The organism is Bradyrhizobium sp. 482_C4_N1_8 (assembly GCF_052075965.1).
GTDB lineage: Bacteria > Pseudomonadota > Alphaproteobacteria > Rhizobiales > Xanthobacteraceae > Bradyrhizobium > Bradyrhizobium barranii.
The window spans coordinates 7,677,270-7,703,776 of the sequence record NZ_CP197231.1 but is presented as its reverse complement, the minus strand read 5'-3'; the positions used below and the strand labels follow the sequence as shown (position 1 = coordinate 7,703,776).

Annotated in this window: 23 protein-coding genes; 12 read left to right on the top strand and 11 right to left on the bottom strand. The window is 65.4% G+C overall.

Annotated elements, in window-relative coordinates:
* Positions 1–59 precede the first annotated feature (59 nt).
* The gene (locus AB7Z56_RS36465; protein WP_354124676.1) at positions 60–1,325 is read left to right on the top strand and encodes a D-amino acid dehydrogenase; all 1,266 of its coding nucleotides are present in this window, start codon (positions 60–62) and stop codon (positions 1,323–1,325) included.
* A 159-nt stretch (positions 1,326–1,484) separates the two neighbouring features.
* Here the strand turns inward: AB7Z56_RS36465 and AB7Z56_RS36460 are convergent, their stop codons facing one another.
* A complete protein-coding gene (locus tag AB7Z56_RS36460; protein WP_063985382.1) occupies positions 1,485–2,126 on the bottom strand; it encodes a helix-turn-helix domain-containing protein in 642 nt (213 codons plus the stop codon).
* Positions 2,127–2,305: 179 nt separating this feature from the next.
* On the opposite strand from AB7Z56_RS36460, the gene AB7Z56_RS36455 reads away from it, so the two are divergent.
* Genes AB7Z56_RS36455 through AB7Z56_RS36440 form a run of 4 tightly spaced genes read left to right on the top strand, consistent with a single transcriptional unit; the run spans position 2,306 to position 5,771 of the window.
* Entirely contained in the window at positions 2,306–3,064 is a 759-nt protein-coding gene (locus tag AB7Z56_RS36455; protein ID WP_063985381.1) for an ABC transporter substrate-binding protein, read from the top strand.
* A 26-nt stretch (positions 3,065–3,090) separates the two neighbouring features.
* Positions 3,091–3,744: an amino acid ABC transporter permease gene (locus tag AB7Z56_RS36450; protein ID WP_014497665.1), complete on the top strand. Its 654-nt coding sequence runs from the start codon at positions 3,091–3,093 to the stop codon at positions 3,742–3,744.
* Positions 3,741–4,472, top strand: coding sequence for an amino acid ABC transporter ATP-binding protein (locus AB7Z56_RS36445; protein ID WP_063985380.1), 732 nt, complete (start codon positions 3,741–3,743; stop codon positions 4,470–4,472). Before AB7Z56_RS36450 ends, AB7Z56_RS36445 begins: the two co-directional genes overlap by 4 nt.
* 12 nt (positions 4,473–4,484) lie before the next feature.
* Entirely contained in the window at positions 4,485–5,771 is a 1,287-nt protein-coding gene (locus AB7Z56_RS36440) for an NAD(P)/FAD-dependent oxidoreductase (RefSeq protein ID WP_063985379.1), read from the top strand.
* A 56-nt stretch (positions 5,772–5,827) separates the two neighbouring features.
* Here the strand turns inward: AB7Z56_RS36440 and AB7Z56_RS36435 are convergent, their stop codons facing one another.
* Positions 5,828–6,058, bottom strand: a complete 231-nt coding sequence (locus AB7Z56_RS36435; RefSeq protein ID WP_283018467.1) for a hypothetical protein — start codon at positions 6,056–6,058, stop codon at positions 5,828–5,830.
* A gap of 91 nt (positions 6,059–6,149) precedes the next feature.
* Positions 6,150–7,739, bottom strand: coding sequence for a gamma-glutamyltransferase family protein (locus AB7Z56_RS36430; RefSeq protein ID WP_283018468.1), 1,590 nt, complete (start codon positions 7,737–7,739; stop codon positions 6,150–6,152).
* Positions 7,740–7,858: 119 nt separating this feature from the next.
* On the opposite strand from AB7Z56_RS36430, the gene AB7Z56_RS36425 reads away from it, so the two are divergent.
* Positions 7,859–8,632, top strand: coding sequence for an enoyl-CoA hydratase-related protein (locus AB7Z56_RS36425; protein WP_063985377.1), 774 nt, complete (start codon positions 7,859–7,861; stop codon positions 8,630–8,632).
* Between the two features lie 21 nt (positions 8,633–8,653).
* On the opposite strand, the gene AB7Z56_RS36420 is transcribed toward AB7Z56_RS36425, so the two are convergent.
* Complete coding sequence (locus AB7Z56_RS36420) at positions 8,654–8,830, bottom strand: hypothetical protein (RefSeq protein ID WP_187387812.1); 177 nt, start codon at positions 8,828–8,830, stop codon at positions 8,654–8,656.
* A gap of 9 nt (positions 8,831–8,839) precedes the next feature.
* On the bottom strand, positions 8,840–9,073 hold the full coding sequence (locus AB7Z56_RS36415) for a DUF6894 family protein (protein ID WP_014497658.1): 234 nt from the start codon (positions 9,071–9,073) through the stop codon (positions 8,840–8,842).
* A 207-nt stretch (positions 9,074–9,280) separates the two neighbouring features.
* On the opposite strand from AB7Z56_RS36415, the gene AB7Z56_RS36410 reads away from it, so the two are divergent.
* From AB7Z56_RS36410 to AB7Z56_RS36400, 3 genes are all read left to right on the top strand, one after another.
* Positions 9,281–11,347 (top strand): PQQ-dependent sugar dehydrogenase, encoded by a 2,067-nt coding sequence (locus AB7Z56_RS36410; RefSeq protein WP_063986673.1) that lies wholly within the window; start codon positions 9,281–9,283, stop codon positions 11,345–11,347.
* Positions 11,304–12,245 carry an SMP-30/gluconolactonase/LRE family protein gene (locus AB7Z56_RS36405; RefSeq protein ID WP_063985376.1) on the top strand — a complete coding sequence of 314 codons (942 nt, stop codon included), beginning with the start codon at positions 11,304–11,306 and terminating at the stop codon, positions 12,243–12,245. The genes AB7Z56_RS36410 and AB7Z56_RS36405 overlap by 44 nt, the downstream gene beginning before the upstream one ends.
* Positions 12,246–12,373: 128 nt before the next feature.
* The gene (locus AB7Z56_RS36400; protein WP_063985375.1) at positions 12,374–13,399 is read left to right on the top strand and encodes a histone deacetylase family protein; all 1,026 of its coding nucleotides are present in this window, start codon (positions 12,374–12,376) and stop codon (positions 13,397–13,399) included.
* A gap of 116 nt (positions 13,400–13,515) precedes the next feature.
* On the opposite strand, the gene AB7Z56_RS36395 is transcribed toward AB7Z56_RS36400, so the two are convergent.
* Positions 13,516–14,355, bottom strand: a complete 840-nt coding sequence (locus AB7Z56_RS36395) for a Crp/Fnr family transcriptional regulator (RefSeq protein WP_371496430.1) — start codon at positions 14,353–14,355, stop codon at positions 13,516–13,518.
* An 87-nt stretch (positions 14,356–14,442) separates the two neighbouring features.
* Entirely contained in the window at positions 14,443–14,697 is a 255-nt protein-coding gene (locus AB7Z56_RS36390) for a hypothetical protein (protein ID WP_187387811.1), read from the bottom strand.
* A gap of 19 nt (positions 14,698–14,716) precedes the next feature.
* Between AB7Z56_RS36390 and AB7Z56_RS36385 the strand changes: the two genes are divergently transcribed.
* Genes AB7Z56_RS36385 through AB7Z56_RS36375 form a run of 3 tightly spaced genes read left to right on the top strand, consistent with a single transcriptional unit; the run spans position 14,717 to position 17,722 of the window.
* Positions 14,717–16,081 (top strand): ABC transporter substrate-binding protein, encoded by a 1,365-nt coding sequence (locus tag AB7Z56_RS36385; protein ID WP_187388095.1) that lies wholly within the window; start codon positions 14,717–14,719, stop codon positions 16,079–16,081.
* A 4-nt stretch (positions 16,082–16,085) separates the two neighbouring features.
* The gene (locus AB7Z56_RS36380) at positions 16,086–16,886 is read left to right on the top strand and encodes an ABC transporter permease (protein ID WP_063985374.1); all 801 of its coding nucleotides are present in this window, start codon (positions 16,086–16,088) and stop codon (positions 16,884–16,886) included.
* Positions 16,883–17,722, top strand: coding sequence for an ABC transporter ATP-binding protein (locus AB7Z56_RS36375; protein ID WP_063985373.1), 840 nt, complete (start codon positions 16,883–16,885; stop codon positions 17,720–17,722). Before AB7Z56_RS36380 ends, AB7Z56_RS36375 begins: the two co-directional genes overlap by 4 nt.
* Here AB7Z56_RS36375 and AB7Z56_RS36370 read toward each other — a convergent pair.
* The 4 genes from AB7Z56_RS36370 to AB7Z56_RS36355 form a co-directional block, all read right to left on the bottom strand.
* Entirely contained in the window at positions 17,719–18,699 is a 981-nt protein-coding gene (locus tag AB7Z56_RS36370) for an LLM class flavin-dependent oxidoreductase (protein WP_063985372.1), read from the bottom strand. The two genes, AB7Z56_RS36375 and AB7Z56_RS36370, sit on opposite strands and share 4 nt — an antisense overlap.
* Entirely contained in the window at positions 18,696–19,427 is a 732-nt protein-coding gene (locus tag AB7Z56_RS36365; protein ID WP_014497649.1) for a 4'-phosphopantetheinyl transferase family protein, read from the bottom strand. Before AB7Z56_RS36365 ends, AB7Z56_RS36370 begins: the two co-directional genes overlap by 4 nt.
* Positions 19,428–19,660: 233 nt before the next feature.
* Positions 19,661–19,831, bottom strand: a complete 171-nt coding sequence (locus tag AB7Z56_RS36360; protein ID WP_014497648.1) for a hypothetical protein — start codon at positions 19,829–19,831, stop codon at positions 19,661–19,663.
* A gap of 142 nt (positions 19,832–19,973) precedes the next feature.
* On the bottom strand, positions 19,974–26,417 hold the full coding sequence (locus AB7Z56_RS36355; protein ID WP_063985371.1) for a non-ribosomal peptide synthetase: 6,444 nt from the start codon (positions 26,415–26,417) through the stop codon (positions 19,974–19,976).
* Positions 26,418–26,507 lie beyond the last annotated feature (90 nt).

Below are 26,507 nucleotides of genomic sequence, written 5' to 3'. Positions count from 1 at the left end.
GCCGTTGCGGAGTTTGTTCTTGCAGCGGCGAGCGTGATGCCGCGGGAGTTTGACGAAGCGTGAAAGTTCTGATCCTCGGCAGCGGCGTCATCGGTGTCACCTCTGCCTACTACCTTGCGCGTGCCGGTCATGAGGTGACGGTCGTCGACCGTCAGCCCGAGCCGGCGCTGGAGACCTCTTTCGCCAACGCGGGCGAGGTGTCGCCCGGCTATTCGTCGCCCTGGGCCGGTCCCGGCGTGCCGGTGAAGGCGATCAAATGGCTGCTGATGAAGCGCGGCCCGCTGGTGATCCGGCCGAAGCTCGATCCTGTCATGTGGGTCTGGCTCTCCAAGATGCTGCGCAACTGCACCAGCGCGCGTTACGCGGTCAACAAGAGCCGGATGATCCCGATCGCGGAATACAGCCGCGATTGCCTGCGCGACCTGCGCCGCGACATCGGCATCCAGTATGACGAGCGCTCGCAGGGCACGCTGCAGCTTTTCCGCCACCAGGCGCAGCTCGATGGCACCGGTGAGGACATCGCCGTGCTCAAGCAGTATGGCGTTCCTTTCGAGGTGTTGAGCCGGGAGGGCTGCATCGCGGTCGAGCCGGCGCTCGCCGCCGTGAAGGAGAAGTTCGCCGGCGGGCTTCGCTTGCCGCAGGACGAGACCGGCGACTGCCACATGTTCACGCAGGCGCTGGCCAAGCATGCCGAAGCGCTCGGTGTGCGCTTCATGTTCAACACCGGCATCGATCGCATCGTCACGGATGGCGCGCGCGTCAGTGGTGTCGTGACCAGTGCGGGCTCGTTGCAGGCCGATGCCTACGTTCTCGCGCTCGGAAGCTGGTCGTCGCGGCTCGTTGCACCGCTTGGCATCTCATTGCCGGTCTATCCGGTGAAGGGCTATTCGATCACGGTGCCGATCAAGGACGCCTCCGGCGCGCCGGAATCGACCGTGATGGACGAGAGCTACAAGGTCGCGATCACCCGCCTCGGCAATCGCATCCGCGTCGGCGGCACTGCCGAGATATCCGGCTATTCGAGCCAGCTCTACGACGCCCGCCGCGCCACGCTCGATCACTCGCTGACCGATCTGTTCCCGCGCGGCGGCGATCTCTCCAAGGCGACGTTCTGGAGCGGCCTGCGTCCGATGACGCCGGACGGCCCGCCGGTGATCGGCCCGACGCAATACGGCAACCTCCACCTCAACACCGGCCATGGCACGCTCGGCTGGACCATGTCCTGCGGCTCCGGCCGCGTGCTCGCGGACATGCTGTCGGGCAGGAAGCCGGAGGTCGATGTGAGTGCGCTGACGGTGGACCGGTACAAGTATCGGTTCGGCTAAGACTCCATCCGCCCGTCATTGCGAGGAGCGAAGCGACGAAGCAATCCAGAGTGCCTCCGCGGAGAAAGTCTGGATTGCTTCGCTTCGCTCGCAATGACGATGTGGAGACGTCGCGGCTTTTCTTACTTTCGCCGTGCGCGGTGGAAGGTGAGCACGGGCTTACCCCGCGCCCGTCACGCAATTCACCCACAGCACCACAGCCTTCGCATCATTGGCCGGATTGGAAAACCGGTGCGGCCTTCGGCTAGCGAACCGAAAACTGTCGCCCGTCTTCAGCGACCACGTCTCGCTGTCCACCGTCAGCATCATCTCGCCTTCGAGCACGAGGCCGGCTTCCTCGCCGTCATGGGTATAGAGTTCGTCGCCCGCGGAGCCGCCGGGATCGATATGCACCAGGAACAGGTTGAGCCGGTTGTCGCTGCCCGCAGCGCTCAGCAGTTGCTTCGAAATTCCGCTGCGCCAGAGTTTCAGTTCCGGCCGCTGAAGCCCGCGCGTCACCACCTGGTCGGAGGCACCGTCGGGACTTGGGCTCGCACCGAACAAAGCGGCCATGCCGACGCCGAGCACGTCGGAGAGCGTTGCCAGCACGCGCAGCGATGGCGACGACAGGCCGCGCTCGATCTGGCTGAGGAAGCCGATCGACAGGTCGGTGCGCGCCGCGACGGTCTCGAGCGAGAATTGTCTGACACGCCTGAGATCGCGGATACGGCGGCCGACCGCGACATCCATCGCGGGCTCGGCCGGCTTGGTGGTAGCCTTGGCTTTCACCTTCGCCGGCTTTGCGGCGGCCGGTTTGCGCATTCTTTTGCCACCGCTCACGTCAAACCGCTTCCTTCATGTGCATGAAAACCGCTTGCATCGCCCGCGAAAGTGTGACCAAATTTTCATATTGGTGAAAATAGGCCGAAACGGCTTGGCCCGCAACGTCTGATCACGACATGCGCGAGCGCCGACATCGGCCAAGCCCAAAGGGGGATGCGATGAAGCGTTTTGGTCTGGCCGCGGTCGCGGCGCTCGCGATTGCAGCGGCGATGCCGGCTTCGGCGCAGCAGGCGTTGAAGGTCGGCTCGACGCCGACAGGCATTCCCTTCACCTTCCTCGACACCAAGACCAACACCATCCAGGGCATCATGGTCGACATCGTCACCGAGATCGGCAAGGACGCCGGCCTCAGCGTGCAGATCGAGCCGATGGCGTTCTCGGCGCTGATCCCGTCGCTCACATCGGGCAAGATCGACATGATTGCGGCGGCGATGTTCATCACCGCGCCGCGCAAGGAGGTCGTCGACTTCTCCGATCCGATCTACACCTACGGCGAAGGCCTGGTGGTCCCGAAGAGCGACACCAAGGCCTATGCCACGCAGGATGATCTGAAGGGCGAGACGGTCGGCGCCCAGGTCGGCACCGCCTTCGTCGATGCGCTGAAGAAGTCCGGCCTGTTCGCCGACGTCAAGGCCTACGACACCATCCCTGACATCCTGCGCGACGTGAACACCGGTCGCCTCAAGGCCGGCTACGCCGACTATCCGATCCTCGCCTACAATCTGAAGCAGGGTGGTTTCCCTGAGGTACGTCTCGTCGACGGCTACAAGCCCGTCACCGTCGGCTCGGTCGGCATCGGCGTCCGCAAGGGCGAGGCCGCGCTGCTCGGCAAGATCAACGCCTCGTTGGCGAAGCTGAAGGCCAACGGCACCATCGACAAGATCCTCGAGAAGTGGGGTCAGAAGGCGCAGGGTTGATCGACAGAGGCTGGTAAGGCTGACCGATGAAAGGCTTCTGGCACGACGCCGTCGAATTCTTCCCGATCCTGATGAGCGGTGTCGCGCTGACGATCGTCGTCACCATCGGCTCGCTGCTGCTCTCGACGGTGCTGGGTCTGATCTGGGCGATGATGCGGGTCTCCGGCATCAAGGTGCTGTCGATGCTCAGCGCCAGCCTGATCAACGTGATCCGCGGCATCCCGATCATCGTGCTGTTGTTCTACCTCTATTTCGTGATGCCGGATCTCGGCGTCACGCTGTCGGCCTTGCAGGCCGCGATCCTCGGGCTCGGCATCGCCTATTCGGCCTACCAGGCCGAGAATTTCCGTGCGGGCATCGAGGCGATCGACAAGGGCCAGATCGAGGCGGCGCAGTCGATCGGCATGGGCTGGTGGCTCACCATGCGCCGCGTGGTGTTGCCCCAGGCGGTGCGCATCGTGCTGCCGCCTTATGGCAACGTCATGATCATGATGCTGAAGGATTCGTCGCAAGCCTCCACCATCACGGTCGCCGAGCTCGCGTTGCAAGGCAAGCTGATCGCATCCTCGACCTTCAAGAACACCAATGTGTTCACGCTGGTGGCGCTGATGTATCTCACCATGAGCATCCCGCTGATCCTGCTGGTCCGTCACTTCGAGAAGCGGGCGGGCAAGAAATGATCGAGCTCACCGACGTCCACAAGAGCTTTGGCCAGAACGAGGTGCTCAAGGGCATCACGGCCTCCGTCCAGAAGGGTGAGGTGGTCTGCATCATTGGCCCCTCGGGCTCCGGCAAGTCGACGATCCTGCGCTGTATCAATGGGCTGGAAAGCTACGACCGCGGCGAGATCAACGTCGAGGGACTGAAGGTCGACCGCGATGCGTCCTCCATCGTGAAGGTCCGCACCCAGGTCTCGATGGTGTTCCAGCGCTTCAACCTGTTCCCGCATCGCACCGTGCTGGAAAACGTCGTCGAAGGCCCGCTCTTTGTAAAGAAGGAGCCGCGTGCGCAGGTGCTCGAGCGCGGCCGCGCGCTGCTCGGTCAGGTGGGCCTCGCCGAAAAGGCCGACGCGCATCCGCCGCAGCTCTCCGGCGGCCAGCAGCAGCGCGTCGCCATCGCGCGCGCGCTCGCGATGCAGCCAAAGGCGATCCTGTTCGACGAGCCGACCTCGGCGCTCGATCCCGAACTGGTCGGTGACGTGCTCGGCGTGATGCGCAAGCTCGCCGATGACGGCATGACCATGGTCGTCGTCACCCACGAGATGGGCTTTGCCCGCGACGTCGCCGACCGCGTGCTGTTCATCGACGGCGGCGTCATCGTCGAGCAGGGCGCGGCGAAGGCCGTCCTCAATCAACCCCAGCACCCGCGCACGCAGGACTTTTTGCGCCGCGTGCTGCATCCGCTCTGATCGGTCCTCGTCATGACTACGCGCCTGCCTCTGCCGCCCTCGCTCTATGCCGACACCGCCGTCGCGCCGGTTGCCACGCCGCCGCTCGACGCGGACAAGACCGTCCCCGTCGCGATCGTCGGCGGCGGCTACACCGGTCTGTCCACGGCCTTGCATCTGGCGGAGCGAGGTGTCGAGGCGCTGGTGCTGGAGGCGCAGGAACCTGGTTGGGGCGCATCGGGCAATAATGGTGGTCACACCAATCCCGGCTTGAAGCATGACCCCGATCAGATCGAGGCCGATTTCGGCGCCGAGCTCGGCCGCCGCATGATCGACTTCTCCTACGGCACGACCAATTTCACGCACGACCTGATCCGCCGTTACCAGATCCCCTGCGAAGCGCGGCAGAATGGCACGCTGCGCGCGGCCTACAACGAGGCCAGCGCCGCCGCGATCGAGAAGACGGCGCAGCAATGCATGCGCCGCGGCATGCCGGTGCAATATCTGAACCGCGAGCAGTTGCGCGAGATGACCGGCACGGACCGCTACATCGGCGCCATGCTGGACTCGCGCGGCGGCGATCTGCATCCGCTCAGCTACGCCCGTGGCCTCGCGCGCGCCGCGATTTCCGCGGGCGCGAAGGTCCATGGCGAAACGCCGGCGCTGTCGCTCCGTCGCGACGGCGCGCGCTGGCGCATCGAGACGCCGCGCGCGGTGGTGCATGCCGACAAGGTCCTGCTCGCCACCAACGGCTTCACCGACGATCTCTGGCCGGCGCTCCGCCGTACCATCGTGCCGGTATTCTCTTCGATTGCCGCCACCGCGCCGCTCTCCGACGCGGTCGCCCGCTCGATCATGCCGACACGGCCGGTGCTCTACGAGAGCGGTCATATCACCGTCTATTATCGGATCGATCAAAACAACCGCCTGCTGATGGGCGGCCGCGGCCCGATGCGCTGGATCAAGTCGCCCAACGACGTCGCCTATCTCATGCGTTATGCCGAGCGGCTATGGCCGCAGCTCAAGGGCGCCGCCTGGACGCATGGCTGGAACAGCCGGCTCGCCATCACCAAGGATCATTATCCGCATGTGCACGAGCCGGCGGAGAGCGTCCTGATCTCGCTCGGCTGCAATGGCCGCGGCGTCGCGCTCTCGACCGCGATGGGCGCGCAGCTCGCGCGCCGGCTGATCGGCGGTGCCAAGGCTGAGATCGACATGCCCGTCACGGGTATCAAGCCGATTCCGATGCACGCATTTTGGCCCTTGGGGGTTGCGACTGCTGTGATCACGGGCCGGGTGCGGGATCGGCTGGGCGTTTGAAGAAGAAGGCGCCGCCCCGTCAGGAGCGACGCCTTGCATGACTTGCAGATAGGGCGTCAGCAGCGACCCTGTTTCCACAGGCCGGGCGGGCAGCCCCTGCCGCGCCAGCCGACCTTGCGCCCGTGGTGCCATCCGAGATGAGTGGCATGGCGATGTCCATGGTATCCGCCATGATGGCCGTGGCCATGGCCATGACCATGTCCGTGGCCGCCCCTGGCGAATGCGGCGTTTGGCATGGTGAAGCCGGCCGCGATGATCAGTGTTGCGGCGAGCGCAAGTTTCTTCATCCGAAATCTCTCCTGTTAGGCACGCATCTGTCCGTTCGACGAACGAACATCGATCGCGGTGTCGCGTGCAAATGCGGAGGAGTCGTGACGCTCAGGATTCGGCGACAGCGTCGGCCCAGGGCTGGAAGATCTCGACCGCGCCCGAATTCGTATCGTCCTCGCGCATCACCACGCTGGGGCAGGCGAACTTCTGCGGCAGGGCCTGCACTTGCGTCTCTTCATAATCGAAGCGTGCGGCAAGTGTCTTGCGCACGTCTGCCGGCAGTCTGATATCGCCGATCACGACCGCGCCTTCGCTTGCGTCGATCCGCGGCTGGTGGATGGCCGTGTCGAGGTCCATGCCGTAATCCATCGCAAAGGACACGAGCTGCATCACCGACGGCAGGATGCGGCGGCCGCCGGAGGCGCCGACCGCGAGACGCTTGCCGTCCTTCGTTTCGGCGATGACGGGCGTGTAGTTGCAGAGACAGCGCTTCCCGGGAGCGAGCGAGTTGGTGGTGCCCGGCGTCGGGTCGAACCACATGATGCCGTTGTTCATGGCAATGCCGGTGTGCGGCGTCACGTATTTCGAGCCGAAGGACGAGAGCAGCGTCTGCGTGACCGCTGCGATGTTGCCGTGGCGGTCGACCACGGAGAAATGCGTTGTGCAGGCGGGCGCCAGATATTCGGCGCCGAGCGATCGCTTGCCGTCGGCATCGCCCATGTCCTTGAGCCGCTCGCGGAAGGCTGCTTGCAGCGCCACCGCATATTCGCTGTAGGTGGTCGCGTCGGGTGCGCTTCCCGGCTTCAGACTCTGCTGCAACAGCCGCAGCGCATGCGCCATTGTCGGTCCGGCCGTGAGCTCCGGCGTCGCATACACCTTGCCGCCGCGATAGGGGATCGCCAGCGGCTCGCGCAGATGGGCGCGAAACGCGGCGAGATCCTCCACCGACAGCGAGCCGCCGTCGGCCTTGATGTCGGATGCGATGCTTTTGGCGAGATCGCCCTGGTAGAAATCGCGCGGACCGGCAGCGGCGAGGTGCGACAACGTCGCCTTCAACGTGGCCAACGGCAGCCGCGTCTCGGACTTGATGCCCCACGGCGCGCTCGGCGGCAGGCCATCCTTCAGGAAGGTGGCCGCGCTCGCGGGATAGCGCCTGAGATCGGCTGCCGATGCCGCGATCGTCAGCGTGGTCCACCAATCGACCAGCAGGCCTTCGCCGGCGAGCGCGGCGGCCGGCGCGACCAGATCCTTCCACGGCATCTTGGCGTAGCGGCGATGTGCCTCCTCCATGCCGGCGACGACGCCGGGCACGGCGACCGAGCCGGGGCCGTGAATGTTGCGATCGTCCTTCACCCGCGGCCAGGGAAACAGATCGGAGGCCGCGCCTTCGCCGCTGAGCGGGTAGTCGGTGGTGCGCAGGCTCTGTGGCGCGCACATGCCGTAGTCGATCACCTCGGTGCGATTTTCCTTGGCGCGGTAGAGCACCATGGCGCCGCCGCCGCCGATGCCGCTGTTCCAGGGCTCCAGCACGTTCAGCGCAAAGGTGGTCGCGACGATCGCGTCCACGCAGTCGCCGCCCGCCGCCAGCACCTGCGCGCCCACTTCGGCCGCCCGTCGCGATTGCGAGGCGACGATGCCGCCCTTGGATGTGACGGCGGGTTTGCGGACGGCTTGGGCGAGGCTGAACTGATGAGGCATGATGTCGTCTTGATCTCTGGATTCGGTTGTTCTGGCTTCACGCGGAAGCTGCAGCATTGGCGGGGCGTGCGAAGGATGGCACATTGCCGCCAACGAGAAAATCCAAAGGGAGACGAGACATGGCAGGTGTGAAACAGGCGCGGGATGGCGCGGTTGGGATCTTGACGCTCGACGAGCCGGCGAGTCTGAACGCGATGACGCCGGACCTGCTCGGCGCGCTCGCCGCCGCCGTCGCCGAGATGACTGGGGATGAGGGCATTCGCGCACTGATCCTCACCGGCGCGGGGCGCGGATTTTGCTCAGGACAGAATTTGAAGGCATCGGAAGCGCTGGGCGAGGACATCGCCGCCGGCGTGATGCGGTTCTACTGGCCCGCGTTCAAGGCGTTGCGCGAATGCCGCGTGCCTGTCGTGGTCGCCGTCAACGGCGTCGCGGCCGGCGGCGGCTTCAGCCTTGCGATGGCCGGCGACATGATTGTTGCGGCGCGGTCGGCGAGCTTCATCCAGGTGTTCAGCCGGATCGCCCTGGTGCCCGATCTCGGTTCGACCTGGCTGTTGCCGCGGCTGGTCGGTCGGCAGCGCGCGCTCGAGCTGATGTTGCTGAACGAGCCCCTGACGGCCGAACGTGCGCAGGAGATCGGCCTGGTGCGGCAGGTCGTCGACGACGCGAAGCTGATGGACGAGGCGCTGGTCCTGGCGCGCCGTTTGGCGGACGGCCCGACGCGCGCTTTGGTCGCAACGCGTGCGCTTGTCGAGGAGAGCGAGCATGCGGCTTACGAGGCGCAGTTCCGCCGCGAGATCGAGGTTCAGGCCACGATCCGCAAGAGCGCCGACGCCATCGAAGGCCGCACCGCCTTCGTCGAGAAGCGCAAGGCGAAGTTTACGGGGAAGTAGAGGAGCAGCCGCGGACTGCGCTCAGAGCCCGCGGTCCAGCCGGCTGGCCTGATATTTGGCGTGCCATTTCGGGCCAGGCCCGCGCATGTAGTGAAGTTCGGGGCGGTAGGGGTTGCCTGCGATCCGCACCAGCTTCTGCCACTTGGTGGCGACGAAGTTGAGGGGCTGGCAGAGCAGGGTTAATGAAGCGAACAGCACGGCATCACCTCAATGCGGCTTGCCGAGCATGGCGGTGAAGGGAAGGTCGAAGATCTCCTCGCCGTCGGAGCCGCTGACATGGATCACCCAGTCGCGCCAGTCTTCGGCACCCGGGGTGTAGATCATCGAGTGCATGATCTGGGCCGCACGGTCACGCGCCTCGGTCAGGCTGGCCACCGCGGTGCCGCTGCGATCGATCAGCGTGCCTTCGGTGTTGGAGCAGTGAAAATAGACCTGGACCATATGCGTCTCCTGTCGGGAGCGACTGGGATGGCAAACCGATACCACCCGAGGCCTTCGCGAAACATTCGGGGCGAGCCCGGTAAGGGAATCTACGGAGATTGGTCGCTGCGAAGGCCCGAGCGGGTTTGATCACAGGGGGGTGATGATCAACTGGACGGCGTTCCCATGGCATGGAACAACTTTGGACCGAAAGTCCGGGGGATCGCCGTGAACCAGCTCACATTCTGGCATGAACGCCGAAGCTTGTTTGCGGCGATCGTCGCCGGAGCGCTGTTCGGTCTTGCCCCGGGAGCCTCCTCCGAGCCGGTGAGGAAAAGCGGCTACGCGATCGGCACGGAAACCTGTGGCAGCGGCGATCTCGCCTTTCCCAGAATCCAGATCGACATGAAGGCGGGATTCTGCGCCGGTCTCGTCGCCAGCGAAGAGGATCGCCTGAAATTTCCGCGCTCGATCATCCAGGTGCCAGGCCGTGACCTGTTCGTGGTCGCCGACATGGGGGGCTGGGGCCACACCGATGGACGGCTGCTGCTGCTCGATCCGCATGCGCCGCAGGGGCAGCGGTTCAAGGAGCTGCTGACCGCAATCGAATATCCGTTCGGTCTCGTGATTGGCCCGGACAAGAAGCTGTACGCCTCGACCGCGGAGACGATCTTCCGGTTCGATCCGCTCGCCGACAATCCCCGCAGCACGGTCGAGACCATCATCCGGCACATGCCCGGCCGCCGGATCACATTGCCTGACGGCACCAGGCTCGACGAGAGTGCCCATCCGCTCAAGCAGTTCGCCTTTGACGGGAACGGGCGGCTGTTCGTCAATGTCGGCTCGCACAGCGACGACTGCATCACGTCGGCGCCGATCACAAAACCATGCGCGGCGGCCGAGGGCGCGTCCGCGATGGCCTCGATCTGGCTGTTCACACCGCCCGCAGGCGGCATCTTCCCGGCGCTGAAGCCGGCCGATCCCGACCCGCCGCACACCGTCTATGCGCGCGGCCTGCGCAACTCGATGGCGCTGGCGCTGCATCCGAATTTTCCCGATCCTGGTTACGCCTTCCTGCAGGGCGAGAACGGCCGCGATCTGCCCGACATCTTCAAGCCGAACGAGGAGATCAACGCGATCGAGCAGGGCAGGCATTATGGCTGGCCTTATTGCTACGACCTGTCGACGCCGAGCCCCGAATTCAAGCCCGTGCTGCAATCCGGGGTCTACAGGTCGCTCTGCACGGCCAATGCGCTCTACAAGGCACCGTTCTCTCTGATGCCGCCGCACGGCGCGCCGCTGGCGATGCTCTATTATCACGGCGCGAAATTCCCGGAGCTGGAAGGCAAGCTGCTAGTCGGCCTGCACGGCTATCGTCCGACCGGCAGCCGCGTCCTCTTCTATGACGTCGACGACCATGGCTTCCCGAAGCCCGCCCCGGCGCCGGTGCGTTACCACGTCAGTTGCGCGGCAGATCCGACCCACAGCTTTCAGACCGACGCCGGAGAAGTCGCCGCCGCGCCATTCGACGAACTGATCGCAGGCTGGCACCGCGTCAACGGCGCGCGGCCGCAAGGAGCGCCCGTCGGCATGACGGTCGCAGAGGACGGCGCAATCTGGCTGGTCGAGGACAAGAACCAGACGGTAATCCGCATCGATCGCGCTGCTGGCGATCCGCCGCCGTTGCCTTGCGACATGCGCAGCCAGGCGATGATCGACCAGCTCGCGGCCTTCGTCGCCAAAGACGCGCAGAACAGTGTCCGGCTCACCACGCTGCGCAAGGGGCTCGTCGAAAAGCACTGCGTCGGCTGCCACTCGGATTTCGGCCTGAAGGCAGGGCAATCGGATGCGGAAAAGGACGCGACGGTGCTGCGCTTCATGCTGTCGCAGGACGGCTGGATCTATCCGGGCGATCCAGACTCCGGGAAGCTGCGCACGCGGCTGCGCGGTATCGGCGCCGAGAAGCTGATGCCGCCGGGCGGCGAAAGCCTGCCCAGGACCGAACCTGGCTACACGCGCCTGCTCGATACCGCGGACCTGCTGGTTGCGAAAATGGTTCCGGGCACGCGGATGCGGATCAAGTCCGGCCCGCCGCAGCGCAAGTTCTTTGGCAAGACCAACAAGGAATGCGGCGAAATACCGGCCGGCAAGGTCGTTGTCGTGACACAAAGGAGCGCTGTAGACAAACCCGGCTTCAGCCGATTCTTCCGGCCTGCCGATCCCTATCTGAATGGCGAGTGCAGCGACGACGATGGCTATTACATTCGGCAGGAATTTCTGGTGCCTGTGCAGTAGCCTCCTTCTCGTCATCGCGGCATCGCCGGCCCATGCTGAAACAAAGCTGTTCGAAAGCGTGCAGGTGACGCCGTCGGGCGAATACACCTTCGGCATCGAAGGGCCGGCGGCCGATCTCGACGGCAATCTCTTCGTGGTCAACTTTGGCAAGCCCGGCACCATCGGCAAGCTGCCGGTGGGCGGCGCGGCTTCGGAGCAGTTTACGGCACTGCCCGCGGGCAGCGTCGGCAACGCCATCCGCTTTGCGCGTGACGGCACCATGTTCATCGCCGACTACAAGAAGCACAACATCTTCGCGATCCCGAAGGGCGCGAGCGAGCCCGTCGTCTGGTTTCATTCCGACGAGATGAACCAGCCCAACGACATCACGGTCGCGCGCGACGGCACGATCTATGCGAGCGATCCGAACTGGAAAGGCAGGGAAGGCCACATCTGGCGCATCGCCAAATCTGCGGACGGCACGGTGCAGGGGCAGGTGATGCCCGCGCCGCGCGCGATGGGCACCACCAACGGCATCGACCTCAGCCCTGACGGCAAGACGCTCTATGTCGGGGAATCCAGCAGCGGCGAAATCTGGTCCTACACCGTCCGCGGTAACGAGCTCACCGGCGCAAAACTCGTCAAAGCCTTCCAGCCCGACACCGTCGACGGCCTGCGCACCGACGTCGCCGGCCGTCTCTATGTCGCGCGCATCCTCAAGGGCACCATCGCGCTGATGAAGCCCAATGGTGCGGTCGAGCGGGAGATCGCGCTGAAGGGCAAGGAGCCGACCAATCTCGCCTTCGGCGGCAGCGACGGCAAGACCGTCTTCGTCACCCAGCGTCAGGGCGGCTTCGTCGAGTCCTTCCGCACCGACCAGCAGGGCCGCGAGCACTGCCTCCAGCGCGGGCGCTGCTAGAGCATCACGGGCGGTCTGCCTCCGGCGCAGAGCAGCACCAAAGCGGCGGCATTCTTCTTGCTTGCATCTGGCCGCCGCAGGCATTTAGACATCTGTGGGCACCGTCAACGCGACCACGGAGTGTTTGAGTGAAAGCCGTCCATACCGAACTGCATCGCAGCCACGATCCGCAATTCTTCCTGGTTCGCGGTGTCGTCAAGCGCACCACGGAGCAGCCCGAGCGCGCCGATCGCCTGCTCAAGGGGTTGAAGGACGGCAAGCATCAGCTGGTCGAACCGACGACATTCGGGCAGGGGCCGCGTGCGCGGATTCACAGCCCGGAATATCTGTCGTTCCTCAGCGAAGCCTGGGACGCCTGGACCGCGCTCGGCGATTCCGGCCCGGAGATGATCGGCAACATCCATCCCGTGCGTCATGCCGCGACCTATCCCACTCATATCGTCGGCAAGCTCGGCTGGCACACCGCCGACACCGCGGCGCCGATCGGTCCCGGCACCTGGGCCGCGGCCTGCGCTGCCACCGATGTTGCGGTCACGGCAGCGCAGATGGTGATGGACGGCGAGGATGCGACCTATGCACTCTGCCGTCCGCCCGGCCATCACGCCTACCGCGACATGGCCGGCGGCTTCTGTTTCCTCAATAACAGCGCGATCGCAGCCGCGCATCTGCGGCTCAAGCATGAGCGCGTCGTGATCCTGGACGTCGACGTCCATCATGGCAACGGCACGCAAGGAATCTTCTACGCACGCCCTGACGTCTACACGGTGTCGATCCACGCTGACCCCATCGCGTACTATCCTTATGTGTGGGGCTACGCGCATGAGCGCGGCGAAGGACCCGGCCTCGGCGCCAATCTCAACATCCCCCTGGCCATCGGCACCGGTGACGACGGCTACATCCAGGCGATGGATGTCGCGCGCAAGGCGATCGAATCCTTTGCACCCGGCGCCCTCGTCATCGCGCTCGGCCTCGATGCCTCCGAGCACGATCCACTGAAGGGCCTCGCCGTCACCACGCCGGGCTTCCGCCGCATCGGCCAGGCGATCGCGAAGCTGGGCCTGCCGACCGTGTTCGTGCAGGAGGGCGGCTATCTCTCGGATATTCTGGGCGCGAACCTGACCTCGGTGCTGGCCGGGTTTGAAGAGGCGCGGTGAAGTTTACCTCTCCCCGCTTGCGGGGAGAGGTCGGAATTTGCGTAAGCAAATTCCGGGTGAGGGGGACTCTCCGCGAGTTCGACTGTCACCGTGCGCACGGAGACAACCCGCCGCGCCTAATCCTTGAACAAAATCTGCTCCAGCAGGTCGATCCGCCTGATCTGGATGGTGCTGCCGTCGATGGCGATGATGCGGCGGTTCTGGAAACGCTTCAGCATCATCGTCACCCATTGCCGGGTCGAGCCCACCATGGCCGCGATCTGGTCATGGGTGATCTTGCGGTTGATGACGATGGTGTCGCCGTCGGCCGTGCCATGCAATTCCGACAGCGTGAGCAGGAATTGCGCCAGCCGTTCGATCACCGATCGCGTACCGAGGATCTGCGCCATCGAGGAGTAGCATTTGCCCTTGGCGATGAGGCCGTCGATCAGCGCCAGCGCGAAGCTCGGCATGCTGGTCAACAGCTTCTCAAGCGCGGGGCCGGAGAGTGTCGTAATCTCGCAGGCCTCGATGGCGATGCCCGACCACATGTGAATGCCACCGCCGGATATCTCGGGGCCTCCAATGAAATGTCCCGGCGTCCAATAGGCGAGCGTGATCTCGCGGCCCGACGGCGCGGTGTAGTAGACCCGCACCTGTCCGCGGCGGATGATGAAGATGCCGTCGTGGCCATCGCCCTGGCTGAATACCATTTCGCCCTGCGGCACCGTGATGATGCGGCCGGCCGCGTGCACGCGCGCCTGCTCCGACGCGGACAAACGGTCGAGGAAATGCGCGCCGGCATTCAGCCCGTCGATCGTCTCGCTCATGAACAGCGCCGAGCTTGCGGGCCTCGCGCGTGTGCTGCGGACCCGCCGCGTCTTCTTGTGGTCGGTCCAGTCGAACGGAACGCCTGCATGAGGCCGGTCGGCGAAAGCGGCAGGCTCGGTCGCGGCAGCTTCCTTGAGTATGGTCATCGCAATCCGTCAGCTCTCCAGGGGCTTGCGAATAGGTAAGTGCGGCGGTGGTGCGATGTCCATCTCTTTGCGATCGTTCCAAATCACTTAGCAAAGCTTGATGTGTGCGGCGACCGGCAGCGAAACGATTCCTCTGTCCATGGCTCCGTCCTGAGAAAATCCTTTGCGTCGTTGCGCGACGGAATCATGACGCGAACGTCCTGCGACAGCGACGCAAGTAATTGCTTCAAGCGTTGCGCCGCGCCTTCGATAGTGCCGGCCAGCGTTGCCGCCGGCACGCGCCCGGCCTCCCGAGGACAGTTCGATGATCGAATTCAGCTCTTTGAGATTCAGTGTGGCCATTGTGGCCATCACTGTTGCGATGTTCGCGCCGACCCAGGCGGAGACGATCCGTGTGGCAGTCGGGACGCAGGACACGACGATCAATTGCGCGACCGGCGGACTGCTCATTCGCGAGCTCAAGCTGCTTGAGAAATTTCTGCCACATGACGGCAAGTACAAGGATGTCACCTACGACATCCAGTGGAAGAATTTTACGAGCGGCGCGCCGCTCACCAACGAGATGGTCGCAGGCAAGCTCGATTTCGGCGCGATGGCTGACTTTCCGGGCTCGCTGAACGGCGTGGCGTTCCAGAAGGCCGGACGCCGTAGCCTCTTCATCAGCGTGCTGTCCGGCAGCACCAAGGGCAGTGGCAACGGCATCGTGGTGCCGTCGAGCTCGCCGGTGCAATCGCTCGATGAGCTCAAGGGCAAGACCATCTCGGTTCCCTTCGCCTCGACCTCGCACGGCATGCTGCTCCGCGCGATCGAGGCCAAGGGCTGGAATCCCGAGACCGACGTCAACATCATCACGCAGGCGCCGGAGGTTGCGGGGCCGGCCTTGCAGGCCGGCAAGATCGAGGCGCATGCCGACTTCGTTCCGTTCGCCGAACTGTTCCCGTGGCGCGGCTTCGCGCGCAAGATCTTTGACGGCGCGCAGGCCAATGCCCCGACATTCCACGGCGGGCTGGTCGATGCCGATTATGCCGAGAAATATCCCGAGATCGTCGTCGCCTATCTGCGCGCAGCGCTGGAAGCGGATCGCCTGATCGCGGAAGAGCCGGAGAAGTACAGCGAACTGATCGCGAAGGTGACCGGCATCGAGGCGGAGGTCGACTACCTCTTTCACGGACCGCTCGGTCTCCAGACCCGCGATGTGACCTGGAAGCCGGAGTACCGCCAGGCGGTCGCAACCTCGATCAAGACGCTGAAGCTGCTCAAGCGCGCGGACAGTGATCTCGATATCAACCAGTTCGTGACCGACAAGTTCATCCGTATCGCGGCGGCGCAGGCGGGACGCGATTACGACTCCGAACTGAAGAACTACGCGCAGCTTCCGCTTCGTGCCAAGGACGCCGCAACGGGCGACCAGATCAGCGACTTCAGCCGCGTCGCGCAGATCTGGGTCAAGGACGAGGCTCATGTACGCCACTATGCCTCGCCCGAGAACGCGCTCAAGGCGCTCGCCGGCCTCGAGAAGGACGGCAAGACCATCCGCGTCGTCTACGCTCAGGATCGCGAGAGCGGCATCAAGCTGTTTGCAAACCAGGCCTGGTTCGTGCGGTCGTCCAAGGGCGAGCTGAGCGCGTTCCTGCTCAAGCAGGCGGCCGAGGGCTGGTCGAAGAAGAACGGTGGCGCGGTGCTCGACTTCGCGGCCGCGCGCGAGTCCCTCGTCGCGAGCCGGTGAGGCGATGGCCACCGCTATCCCGGCGCGACCTGCGGGCATCCGCTGGATGGTCCGCGGCCTTTCGATCCTGGCCTGCATCGCCCTTTGGCAGGTCGCTTCGACCACGCATCTCAATCTGGGGATCGTGACCTTCCGCAACGTGCCGCCGCCGGTCGAGGTCGCTCAATCCGCGCTCGCCCTGTTTCGTTCGCCGAAATTGACGGCACATATCACCAGTAGCCTCTGGCGGGTGTTCGCGGGCTACGGGGCGGCGGTCGTGATCGGCGTGATCCTTGGTTTTGCCATCGGCCGGTCACGCGCCGCGAGCGATCTTTTGCTGCCGCCGCTGGAATTGCTGCGGCCGATACCGGCGGTGGCATGGATACCGCTGTCGATCCTGATCTTTCCGTCGTCCGAACTCTCGATGATCTACATCACCTTCATCGGTGCCTTGTTTCCGATCGTGCTGAACACCGTCCACGGTGTCGCGAATGTCGACCGCCGGCTGGTTGCCTCCGCCCGCAGCCTCGGCGCGGGGGAGTTGGCGATCCTGAGGGAGGTCGTGCTGCCGGACGCCGCGCCCAGCATCGTCACCGGGCTTGCAATCGGCATGGGCACCTCGTGGTTCTGCCTCGTCACCGCGGAGATGATCTCAGGCCAGTTCGGCATCGGCTATTACACTTGGGAAGCCTACACGCTCCAGAACTACGCCGACATCATCGTCGGCATGCTGATCATCGGCCTGCTCGGCATGGGATCGAGCTGGCTGCTGACGACGGCCGGGCGGCTTCTGATGCCCTGGCGTAGCCCGAAGGTGGCGCGATGAACATCCGGGTCGCGGATATCGGCACGAACAGCGTCGGTCGGATCGACTTCGCCGATGTCTCGATTTCGCTCGGATCGGGCGGCGATGCATTCGAAGCGGTCAGCGGTCTCGATGTCGCGATTGCGCCGGGCGAGCTCGTCTGCATCCTCGGTCCCTCCGGCTGCGGAAAATCCACGCTGCTCGGCGCGCTGGCCGGGCATTTGCCGATCACGGCTGGCCGTCTCACGGTCGACGGCCAGCAGGTCCAGAGCCCGAGCCCGGACCGGGGCATGGTGTTTCAGCAGCACACGCTGTTTCCCTGGAAGGGGGTGCGTGACAATGTCGCCTTCGGCCCGAAGATGCGGGGTCTCGGGAGGAGGGAGCGCGACCGCGCCGCCGACGCGATCCTGAAGCTGGTCGGCCTTTCCGGCTTCGAGGCGTTCTATCCCGCGCAATTGTCGGGCGGTATGCAGCAGCGCGTGGAAATCGCGCGGGTCCTGATCAACCAGCCGCGGGTGCTGCTGATGGACGAGCCCTTCAGCGCGCTCGACGCGCAGACGCGCGGCATGATGCAGGAGGTCCTGCTCGACATCTGGAGCAAGATCCCGACCACCACGGTCTTCGTCACCCACGACATCGACGAGGCATTGTTTCTCGCCGATCGCATCGTCGTGATGAGCGCAAGACCCGGCCGGGTGATCGAGGACATCGTGCTGCCGTTTGCGCGGCCGCGGAGCCACGATCTCGTCACCGAACCCGAATTCGTGCGCCTGAAGCGGCATGTCATGCAGCTTTTGCGACGGCCGGAAGGCAGCGAGCCGCTGGCACGGCTCAGTCCGCTCGGCGTGACGTCCTAGAACATCCCGCTCGCCGCGAGCGCCTTGCGGACGTGCTGCATCTCGGCCTCGTCGGCGACCATGTCGAGCATGATCGTGGTCAGGCCCTTCGCCGCAAAATCCCTCAGCTTTGCGCCGATCTCGGTGTAGCTGCCGACGAGATAGGGGCAGTCGGCCTGGAAGGTGAGGTACGGCAGCAGCCAGTAGCCATTGTCGGCGAGCTCGCCGCTCTGGCCGTCATAGAGCCGCCGCTTCCACACGGAATCGCTGTTCTCCACGGTGAGCGCGAGCAGCTCGCGATCATCGGCATTGTCACGGAAACGCGCCGTTGCCGCCTGCCGTGCCTCGTCGCGTCCCTCGCGGGCGAAGATGCCAAAGTTCATTCCGGGCGCATCGAGGCCGCGATCGAGATCGGGCGGCAGCATCTGCATCTTGATGCAGCCGGTCTCCTTCGCCACGCGCTGCGCCGCCTCCGACTGGCCCGCGACCAGGAATTCCGGCATCAGCTCCGCCGGCAGGCGCGGGCGAAGTTGCAGATTGCTTGCGCGGTAGAACCGGCCGTCGAAATTCACCGGGCGAGGGCTTTCCAGCAATTGGCGCATCAGCGCGACGAATTCGCCGAGCCGGACGTAGCGGTCCGCATGCGACTGCTCGTCGCCCAGCCCCTGCAAATCGCTGACCGCGGTCCCCGTGATCATGTTGAGATAGACCTTGCGGCCGTGGAGCTGCGCAAAGGACGAGACGAATTTTGCCGCGGCGAACGGGTGCATGTAGACCGGATTGACCGCGATCAGCGGCGAGCTTCGCGTGGTCTCACCCATGATGTGCTGGGCCATCGCCCAGGGCTCGACGAACACGTCGTTGCCTTCGAACAGCAGGATGCCTTCGAAGCCGTTGCGGTCGGCGAACTGTGCCACCCGCATCAGCTCGCCGACATATTTCTTGGGATCGCGGTTGCGCGAGATCGCGGGAAAGACGCGCAGCCGCGGGGGCGTCATTCAGCCGCTTCCTGGAACGGCCAGGAATTGCGGGTGATGGGAAGGCCGCCGTGCGCGCGGGAGCCGTCGGCGATCGCGAGGCGATGCGAGGGCGACGGCGAGCACAGCGAGAAGCGCCATGCATGCGGATCGTCGGCGATATCGGGCTTGAAGCTGATCTCGATGGCCTCGCGGGACACCTGCATCGCGAAAGCGTCGAGCGGCAGATTGAGCCCAAAGCCCCTTGCCTTCAGATAGGCCTCCTTGAGCGTCCAATAGTCGAAAAAGCGCTCGATCGCGGCGGGCTCCGGCAGTCCGCGCAACGTTTCGACCTCCTCCGGCGCAAAGAAGCGAAGCGCGGTGGACAGTGGCGCGACACGCCGTGACACGGTTTCGACGTCGACGCCGACGGTCTCATGCCCGGAGACGACGCAGGCAACGCAGCCATCGGCATGGGACAGGCTGAAATGCAGCGCGGTCGAGGTCGCGGGCGCCGCGACAAACGGCCGCCCGTAGCGACCGGCCCCGAAGGACCAATCGGTGGGTGCGACGTTCGGCGCGGCCTGCGACAGCGCCAGGCGCAGCATCGCGTGCGCGAAGATATACTGCCGCCGGTGCCGCTCGAACATGAAGCGGTCGGCGCGGATCCGTTCGTCGACCGAGAGTAGGCGCCGGCACGCATCGACTGCGCCCGGAGCGTCAATGGTCTCGATCAGTCCGACAAACAGTTCAATTCTGTCGTCTGCCATCAATAAGGCCCATGGCGTCAGGCGGAGGCCAAGTCTCCGGCCCTGACGGAAGAATCAACTGAGCAAGAATCAACTGAGCGGACCGCTTCTAACGGTCCACCCGGGCAATTTCTTGTCGATTTGCAGGCCAGTTTACAGGCGCAAGCTTGTGCGAGACCCCAACTCGACAAGCGAGCGGCCCATATCCGGAAAGTGAAGCCTGAGGATTCGTGCGGCGTCCCGGCCGACGATCCTTACTTCTTCTTCTTCTTGGCTTTCTTCGCTCCGCCCAGCATCGAAAGGCTGGCATCGACATCCTTGAGCGCGGACTGGAGCTTCTTCTTCTCGGCGCCCAGCAGCTTTTGCAGGGCCTTGCGGTCCTTGTCGCTCAACGAGGTACCCTTGGTAAATTTGATGAAACCCATAACATACTCCCCCGGTTGAAAATAATCGTCCAAATCAAATCGAGGGAATAATCTTGCGCGCTGGCGCCAAATAATCAAGATGCAACTTGGTCATGCACAGCTTTGGCGAGTGAACCTGTGTTCTCCCGTCCCGTACAGCCGGTCATGCCGCCCTGCGAGCGAGTAATCGGCCGAGCGGTGTGTTGGGGTGGGCGACGGCCGCATCCAGCAGCGCGACGAGATGCGCCATCCACTCACCGATCCTGCGGCCATCGAGCAGCTCGCCCTTGTAATTGCATGAGCCGGTGATTCCGGTGGGGCGTTCCTTGAGCATCAGCGACAGCCAGGTCTGGTCGATCGGCAGCACCGGCTGGCCTTCGCGCGCGACGTTGCCGATCGATTCGATCGTGACGTCAGCCAGATCGAGCGGCTGGCGCAGCGGATTTTGCAGGGTGAAATAGACTTGGAGCAGCGAGGCCGGATCGATCCCCTCCTGCTCCAGATGGTCGGCCAGGATGTTGAACGGCAGCTCCTGGCGCGCATGCGCGTCGAGCACGCTCTGGCGCACCCGGGCCAGGGCTTGCGCGAATGACAGCTCCGGCGTGATTCGGGTACGGACGATCACCGTGTTCTCGAACGGACCGACGATCCGGTCGGTATCCGGCTGGGCACGATTGGCCATGGCGGTGGCGACCGAGATGTCGTTGCGGCCGCTCTGCGCCAGCAGCAGGGCTTTCAGGCCGGTGAGAAGGCACATGAACAGCGTGCTGTTATGCCGGCCGGCGAACGCCGTGAGCCGGCCGATCAGCTCGCGCTCGAGGCTGACGGGGTGATGCCCGGTGGACGCGCCGGGGCTTGCTTCACCGTCGAAGACGGGGGTCGCGCCGCGCAGATTCTCCGTCCAGTCGGCGGCCTGGCGGCGGGCGGCGTCCGTGCCGCGCCACCAGCGCTGCCAGCGGGCGACGTCCGAAAAGGCCAGCGGTAGTTTCGGCAGCGGCACGGACGGACGCCCGGCCAGCGCCGCATAGCGGTTGGACAGCTCCTCGAACAGCACGCCGATCGACCAGCCGTCGGCAATGGCATGATGCAGCGTCAGCAGCAGCACATGATCGTCGGCATGGAGCCGCAACAGCCGCGCCCGCAACAGCGGCGGCCGCGCAGTGTCGAACGGGGCGTAGGTCTCCTGCTCGATCAGGAGGTCGATCTTCCTGAGTTCGAGGGCTTTGCGCCGCTTGTTGTCGTGGGGACGTCCGTCGCCGATGACCTCGATCGTGAGGGCCGGTCCGAGCTCGCCGGGTGTGGCGATGCGACTGACGGGCTCTTCGCCGCTCCGGCCGAACCCGGTCTGCAGCGATTCGTGGCGGCGCACGATGTCGCCGAACGCCTGCGCGAGGGTGGTCGGATCGAGCGGGCCCTGGAGGCGGAAGGCAAAGGGCAGGTTGAACAGCGGCAGGCCCGGCAGGTTCTGCTCGATCCGCATCATCTGGTCCTGTGCGATCGAGAGCGTTGGGAGCCCGCTTTCAGCAGGCCGCAGCATGCCTGTTGCCGGCTTGCGCGGCTTTGCTGCCACGGCCTCGTCAACCCGCCGGGCGAGTTCTTCGATCGTCGGAGCCTCGAAGATGGTCTTGATCGGCAGCGACACGCCGAGCGCACGGGCGACGCGCGCCATCGCCTGGCCCGCCAGCAGCGAATGGCCGCCGAGATCGAAGAAATTATCGGTCACGCCGAGGCTCTCGACCTTCAGCAGGTCGACCCAGATGTCCGAGAGCACTTTTTCGGTGAAGTGCCGCGCCGGCACGGCGGCGTCCGGTCCGGAGACGTCCTGCTGCGCGGGCGCCAGCAGCGCCGACCGGTCGATCTTGCCATGGGCATTGAGCGGCATCTGGTCCAGGAACAGGAATGCGGACGGGATGGCATGGCCCGGCAACCGGCTCTTCAGGAAGTCGCGCAGCTCGCTGGCGCTGCTCTGGCTGCCGGCCCTTGCGACGATATGGGCAATCAACCTGACATCGCCGCTCGCCTCGCGGCGCGGCTCGACGATGCCGGCGCGCACCGCAGGATGGTCGGCAAGCGCGTTCTCGATCTCCTTGAGCTCGATACGGTAGCCCCGGACCTTGACCTGATGGTCGGCGCGGCCGAGGCATTCGATGGTGCCGTCGGCGCGGCGGCGTGCGAGGTCGCCGGTCCGGTACAGCCGCCCGCCGGCCTGGCGTGCGAACGGATCCGGCAGGAAGCGCTGCCGGCTCTGCGCGGGATCGTTGATGTAGCCGCGGCCGACACCGGCGCCGCCGACGCAGAGCTCGCCGGTCACGCCGACCGGCAGCGGCTGGAGGTTTTGATCGAGCACATGGAGCTGGGTGTTGGGCAGCGGCGCGCCGACCGGGACGTTGCTCGTCGTCGCCGCCGGCGCCTTGGTCAGGCGATGCAGCGAGACGTCGTCGGAACATTCCGACGCGCCATAGGCGTTGATCAGCGGCACCTTCGGGCAGCGGGCGAACCAGGCGCGGCAGAGATCGACCGGCAGCGGCTCGCCGGTCGAGATCAGGAGCCGCAATCCCGCAAAGGCGCGCTGGACCTGCGCGTCGTCCATGCGGTCGAGGATCACCCGCAGCAGCGACGGCACGATCTCGAGCACGCTGATGCCTTCACGCTCGATCTCCCGCGCGAGCAGGATCGGGTCCTGCACGATTGCGTGGGCACAGACATGGACGCGCGCGCCGACCATGGGACCGGCAAGGAACTGCCAGACCGAGATGACAAAGCTCTGCGGCGCAGTCTGGGCGATCACGTCGCTCGCCGTAAGGCCGAGCTCGGAAATGAGCGACGCCAGATGGTTCGACAGCCCGCGCTGCTCGATCATGACGCCCTTCGGCGCGCCGGAGGAGCCGGATGTGTAGATGAGATAGGCGAGGCTCGCGGCTGCGCGCCGCGCGGCGCGGGCAGGCCTGGTCGATCCGGGTGCGATCGCGTCCTCGAGCTCGGCGACATGGATGCGCTCGACCAGCGGTCCGAGCAGGGCCTCGACCATGGCCGACTGGGCGCGCCCGGTCAGCAGCATGCGGGCGCAGCTCGATCCGAGGATGGTCGCAAGCCGCGCCGGCGGCTGGTCGGGATCGAGATTGAGGAAGGCTGCGCCCACGCGCTGCGCGGCGATCATCGCGGCGAGCAGGTCGGGCCCGCGATCCGCAAGCAAGGCGACAACGCTCTCGGCGCCGACACCTTCGCGCGCGAGCCAGCGTGCGGCCGCTTGGCTGCGGCGGGCGAGCTCCCGATAGGTCAGGGAGGTGTGTCCGTCCGTTACCGCGATTGCGTTCGGTGTCTTCTTCGCCTGGCGCTCGAGGCGCTCGCAAAGATTGCCGCGCGCGGTGAAATTGGCCACCACGCCCTGGCCTTTCGCCAGCAACTGCCGGCGTTCGGCCTCCGTCAGGAGCGGCAGGCGCGAGATGCGCTGCTCCGGATTGGCGATCACGGCCTTGAGCAGGGTCTTGAACTGAGCGGCCATGCCTTCGATGGTCGCCGCGTCGAACAGATCGGTGGCGTATTCGAAGAAGCCGGTGAAGCGGCCGTCGGCCTCGACCAGTTCGAGCGTGATGTCGAAGCGCGCGACCTTCGGGTCGACCTCCAGCCGCCGCGTCGACAGGCCGGGGAAACGTGCCGCCTCGATCGAGGCGTTCTGGAGGATGAACATGATCCGGAACAGCGGATTGCCATCGCTCCGGCGCGCGATCTGCAGCGCGCGCAGCACTTCCTCGATCGGAAGGTCCTGGTTGCGGTAGGCATCCAGCGTGACCTGCCGTACCCGCCGCAACATCTCGCCAAAGCCCGGATCGCCGCCAAAATCGTTGCGCAGGATCAGGGTGTTGGCGAACAGCCCGATCAATCGCTCGCTCTCGATCTGGTTGCGGTTGGCGATCAGCGATCCCGTCGCGACATCCTCGTGTCCGGTGTGGCGGAACAGCAGGCACTGGAAAGCCGCGAGCAGCGTCATGAAAGGCGTGACGCCCTGGTCCTGGCTGAGCGCGCGCAGATCGGCCGACAGTGCCTTGGAGAATTCGAGATAGTGACGGGCGCCGTGACCGCTCCAGACCTCCGGTCGTGGCCGGTCGGTCCGCAGCGGCAGCGTGGTGACACCGTCGAGCTGGGTCCGCCAGTAATCGAGCTGCTCCTTCGCCGCCGGCGTCTGAGCCCAGCTCTGCTGCCATAGCGCAAAGTCGCGATACTGGAAGGCGGGCGAGGGTAACGTCACGGCGCTTGCCTTGCGTGCAGCGGAATAATGGGCGGCAAGCTCCTCCCAGAACAGCCGTTGCGACCAGCCGTCGGTGACGAGGTGATGGACGTTGACCACCAGCGCGTGGCTGGATTTGTCGAACGACAGCAGGGTGACCTTCAGCGGCGGCTCACGCGCCAGGTCGAACGGATATTGCGCGAGCTCAAGCGCCTCGCGCCGGATGATTGCGCCCTGCTTGTCCGCGGCGCAGGGCTTGAGCTTGATCCGCTCGAATCGCGGTGGTGATTGCAGCACCCGCTGCGCCGGCTCGCCCTCGCGTTCGATGAAGACCGAGCGCAGCGCCTCGTGGCGCGCGCAGATCGAGGCGAGGCTCGCAGAAAGCGCGGCGACGTCGAGCAGGCCCTTGAGAACCGCGACTTCGACGACGTTGTAATTGTAGCGGGTCGGATCGAGCCGCGAGAGCACATACATCCGCTGCTGCTGGAACGACAGCGGCGCGTCTGCTGCCGCCGCCTGGCGCCATGCGGGCACCATCGTCTCGCGATGGGTTGTGGCGGTCTCGATCCGGGCCGCAAGCGCCGAGACCGTGGCACAATCGAAGATGTCCTCGAAGGAGAAGTCGACATTGAAGCGTTCGCGCAAGCGCGAGCGCATCTGCGTCGCCGCGAGCGAGTCCGCGCCGAGCGCAAAGACATCCTGATCGATGCCGACCTGCGGCAGTTCCAACAGACCGGCCCAGATCCCCGCGAGCTGGGTCTCCAGCGCGTTGCGCGGCAATTGCGCTTCGACGCCATGCTCCGCGGTTGCGATCAGATCGGCCAGCGCGTTGCGCTTGACCTTGCCGCTCGCGCCTTTCGGCAGTGCGGCCACGCCGCGGATCAGGCTCGGTACCTTGTAGGCCGCAAGTCGTTTGCGCGCGAACTGCCGAAGCTGGTCCGGAGTTGCTTCGGAGTTCGGGCGCAGCACCACGACGGCGGCGACGTTTTCGCCGAGCTTCTGATGCGGGACGGCGAACACGCCGGCCTCCAGCACCGCCGGATGGCTCAGCAGGACCTCTTCGACCTCCAGGGGCGAGATCTTCTGCCCGCCGCGGTTGATGACGTCCTTGATGCGGCCGACGATGAAGAGGTAGCCGTCGGCGTCGAGATAGCCGAGGTCGCCGGTCCGGAACCAGCCGTTGCGGAAGGCGGCCCGTGTCGTCGCCTCGTCATTATAATAGCCGCGGCTCATGTTCGGCCCGCGCAGCATGATCTCGCCATGCTCGCCGCTCGCAAGCGTGCGGCCCGCCCCGTCCATGATCGCGATCTCGGGGCCCGCAGCGCGGCCGACCGATCCGACCTTGCGCAGCTCGAACGGATTGGCGGAGATCTGCGAGGCTGCTTCCGTCATGCCGTAGGTCTCGAGCACGGGAACGCCGAACATCGCCTCCAGCCCGTTCAGGATCGCAGGCGCGAGCGAGGATGAGGCCGAGCGGATCACGCGCAGCGACGACGACCGGGCGCGGTCCGGGTCGGCCTCGGCCGCCGTCAGCAGCGCGCGATGGATGGTCGGCACCGCCGTGTACCAGGTCGGTCGCAGCTCCCGCATCCAGCTGAAGAAGGACAACGCGTCGAAACCGTTGGTGCAGATCACGCTGGAGCCCGCGGCCAGCGCCGTCAGCAGGCCGGAGATCAGACCATGGGCGTGAAACAGCGGCAGGGCGTTGAGCAGGCGGTCGTGGGCTGCGAGCGACAGCACGCGGCCGGCATTGTATGCGGACAGGCACACATTGCGCTGCGTCAGCGGCACCATTTTCGGCCGCGCCGCCGTGCCTGACGTCAACAGGATGAAGGCGTCATCGTCGCCGCGCGAGGCGCCGCTCGTGCTGGCCGGCCCGACTGCCGGGCCGATGAACGCGCAGCCGCCGAGATTGTCGTTCGGCCCCGGCACGAAATCGATCACCGCGATATCGAGTGCCTTGGCAACGTCACGACTTGGTGAATTCATGTCGGCCCGGGTGACGAGCGCGGTCAGCTTCAATTCGCTGAAATAGCGCTGCAGCTCGTCGGCCGTCAGATCGGGATTGACGGGGACGCAGGCGCCGGCCGAGGCGACCGCGATCAGCGCCAGCGCGCTGTCGGCGCCGCGCGGCAGCGCAACGGCAATCCGGTCGGCAGGGGCAATGCCAAGCCCCCGCAGGGTGCGGACCAGTTGCTGGATCAACTCACCCAGCTTGCCGTAGGTGAGGGCCGGCCGGCCCGGCGCGAGGAGAGCTGGTGCCGACGGGGTCTTGCGCGCATAAAAGTCGAGAAGGCCGCCGATATCGGCAAACGTCCTGGTTTCGGCGCCTGCGCTGTCCGAATCCTCTCCCGCTACGGATGCAATGTGGGACAATGCCATTCCCTTTTGATCTGATTGAGCTATTCTTCCCAAGACTTAGGGAACGCGTCCAGTCTGAGGTGAAGTTCGGGCCCCAAAATCTGTGGTTGA

Coding starts and splice junctions, on each gene's coding strand:
- AB7Z56_RS36360 (WP_014497648.1), bottom strand. CDS start 19,831: ATGGGTTTCATCAAATTTACCAAGGGTACCTCGTTGAGCGACAAGGAC.
- AB7Z56_RS36435 (WP_283018467.1), bottom strand. CDS start 6,058: ATGAAGAAACTTGCGCTCGCCGCAACACTGATCATCGCGGCCGGCTTC.
- AB7Z56_RS36425 (WP_063985377.1), top strand. CDS start 7,859: ATGGCAGGTGTGAAACAGGCGCGGGATGGCGCGGTTGGGATCTTGACG.
- AB7Z56_RS36390 (WP_187387811.1), bottom strand. CDS start 14,697: ATGGCCACACTGAATCTCAAAGAGCTGAATTCGATCATCGAACTGTCC.
- AB7Z56_RS36385 (WP_187388095.1), top strand. CDS start 14,717: ATGTTCGCGCCGACCCAGGCGGAGACGATCCGTGTGGCAGTCGGGACG.
- AB7Z56_RS36430 (WP_283018468.1), bottom strand. CDS start 7,739: ATGCCTCATCAGTTCAGCCTCGCCCAAGCCGTCCGCAAACCCGCCGTC.
- AB7Z56_RS36355 (WP_063985371.1), bottom strand. CDS start 26,417: ATGGCATTGTCCCACATTGCATCCGTAGCGGGAGAGGATTCGGACAGC.
- AB7Z56_RS36380 (WP_063985374.1), top strand. CDS start 16,086: ATGGCCACCGCTATCCCGGCGCGACCTGCGGGCATCCGCTGGATGGTC.
- AB7Z56_RS36450 (WP_014497665.1), top strand. CDS start 3,091: ATGAAAGGCTTCTGGCACGACGCCGTCGAATTCTTCCCGATCCTGATG.
- AB7Z56_RS36455 (WP_063985381.1), top strand. CDS start 2,306: ATGAAGCGTTTTGGTCTGGCCGCGGTCGCGGCGCTCGCGATTGCAGCG.
- AB7Z56_RS36375 (WP_063985373.1), top strand. CDS start 16,883: ATGAACATCCGGGTCGCGGATATCGGCACGAACAGCGTCGGTCGGATC.
- AB7Z56_RS36445 (WP_063985380.1), top strand. CDS start 3,741: ATGATCGAGCTCACCGACGTCCACAAGAGCTTTGGCCAGAACGAGGTG.
- AB7Z56_RS36440 (WP_063985379.1), top strand. CDS start 4,485: ATGACTACGCGCCTGCCTCTGCCGCCCTCGCTCTATGCCGACACCGCC.
- AB7Z56_RS36370 (WP_063985372.1), bottom strand. CDS start 18,699: ATGACGCCCCCGCGGCTGCGCGTCTTTCCCGCGATCTCGCGCAACCGC.
- AB7Z56_RS36395 (WP_371496430.1), bottom strand. CDS start 14,355: ATGACCATACTCAAGGAAGCTGCCGCGACCGAGCCTGCCGCTTTCGCC.
- AB7Z56_RS36415 (WP_014497658.1), bottom strand. CDS start 9,073: ATGGTCCAGGTCTATTTTCACTGCTCCAACACCGAAGGCACGCTGATC.
- AB7Z56_RS36460 (WP_063985382.1), bottom strand. CDS start 2,126: ATGCGCAAACCGGCCGCCGCAAAGCCGGCGAAGGTGAAAGCCAAGGCT.
- AB7Z56_RS36365 (WP_014497649.1), bottom strand. CDS start 19,427: ATGGCAGACGACAGAATTGAACTGTTTGTCGGACTGATCGAGACCATT.
- AB7Z56_RS36405 (WP_063985376.1), top strand. CDS start 11,304: ATGGCTATTACATTCGGCAGGAATTTCTGGTGCCTGTGCAGTAGCCTC.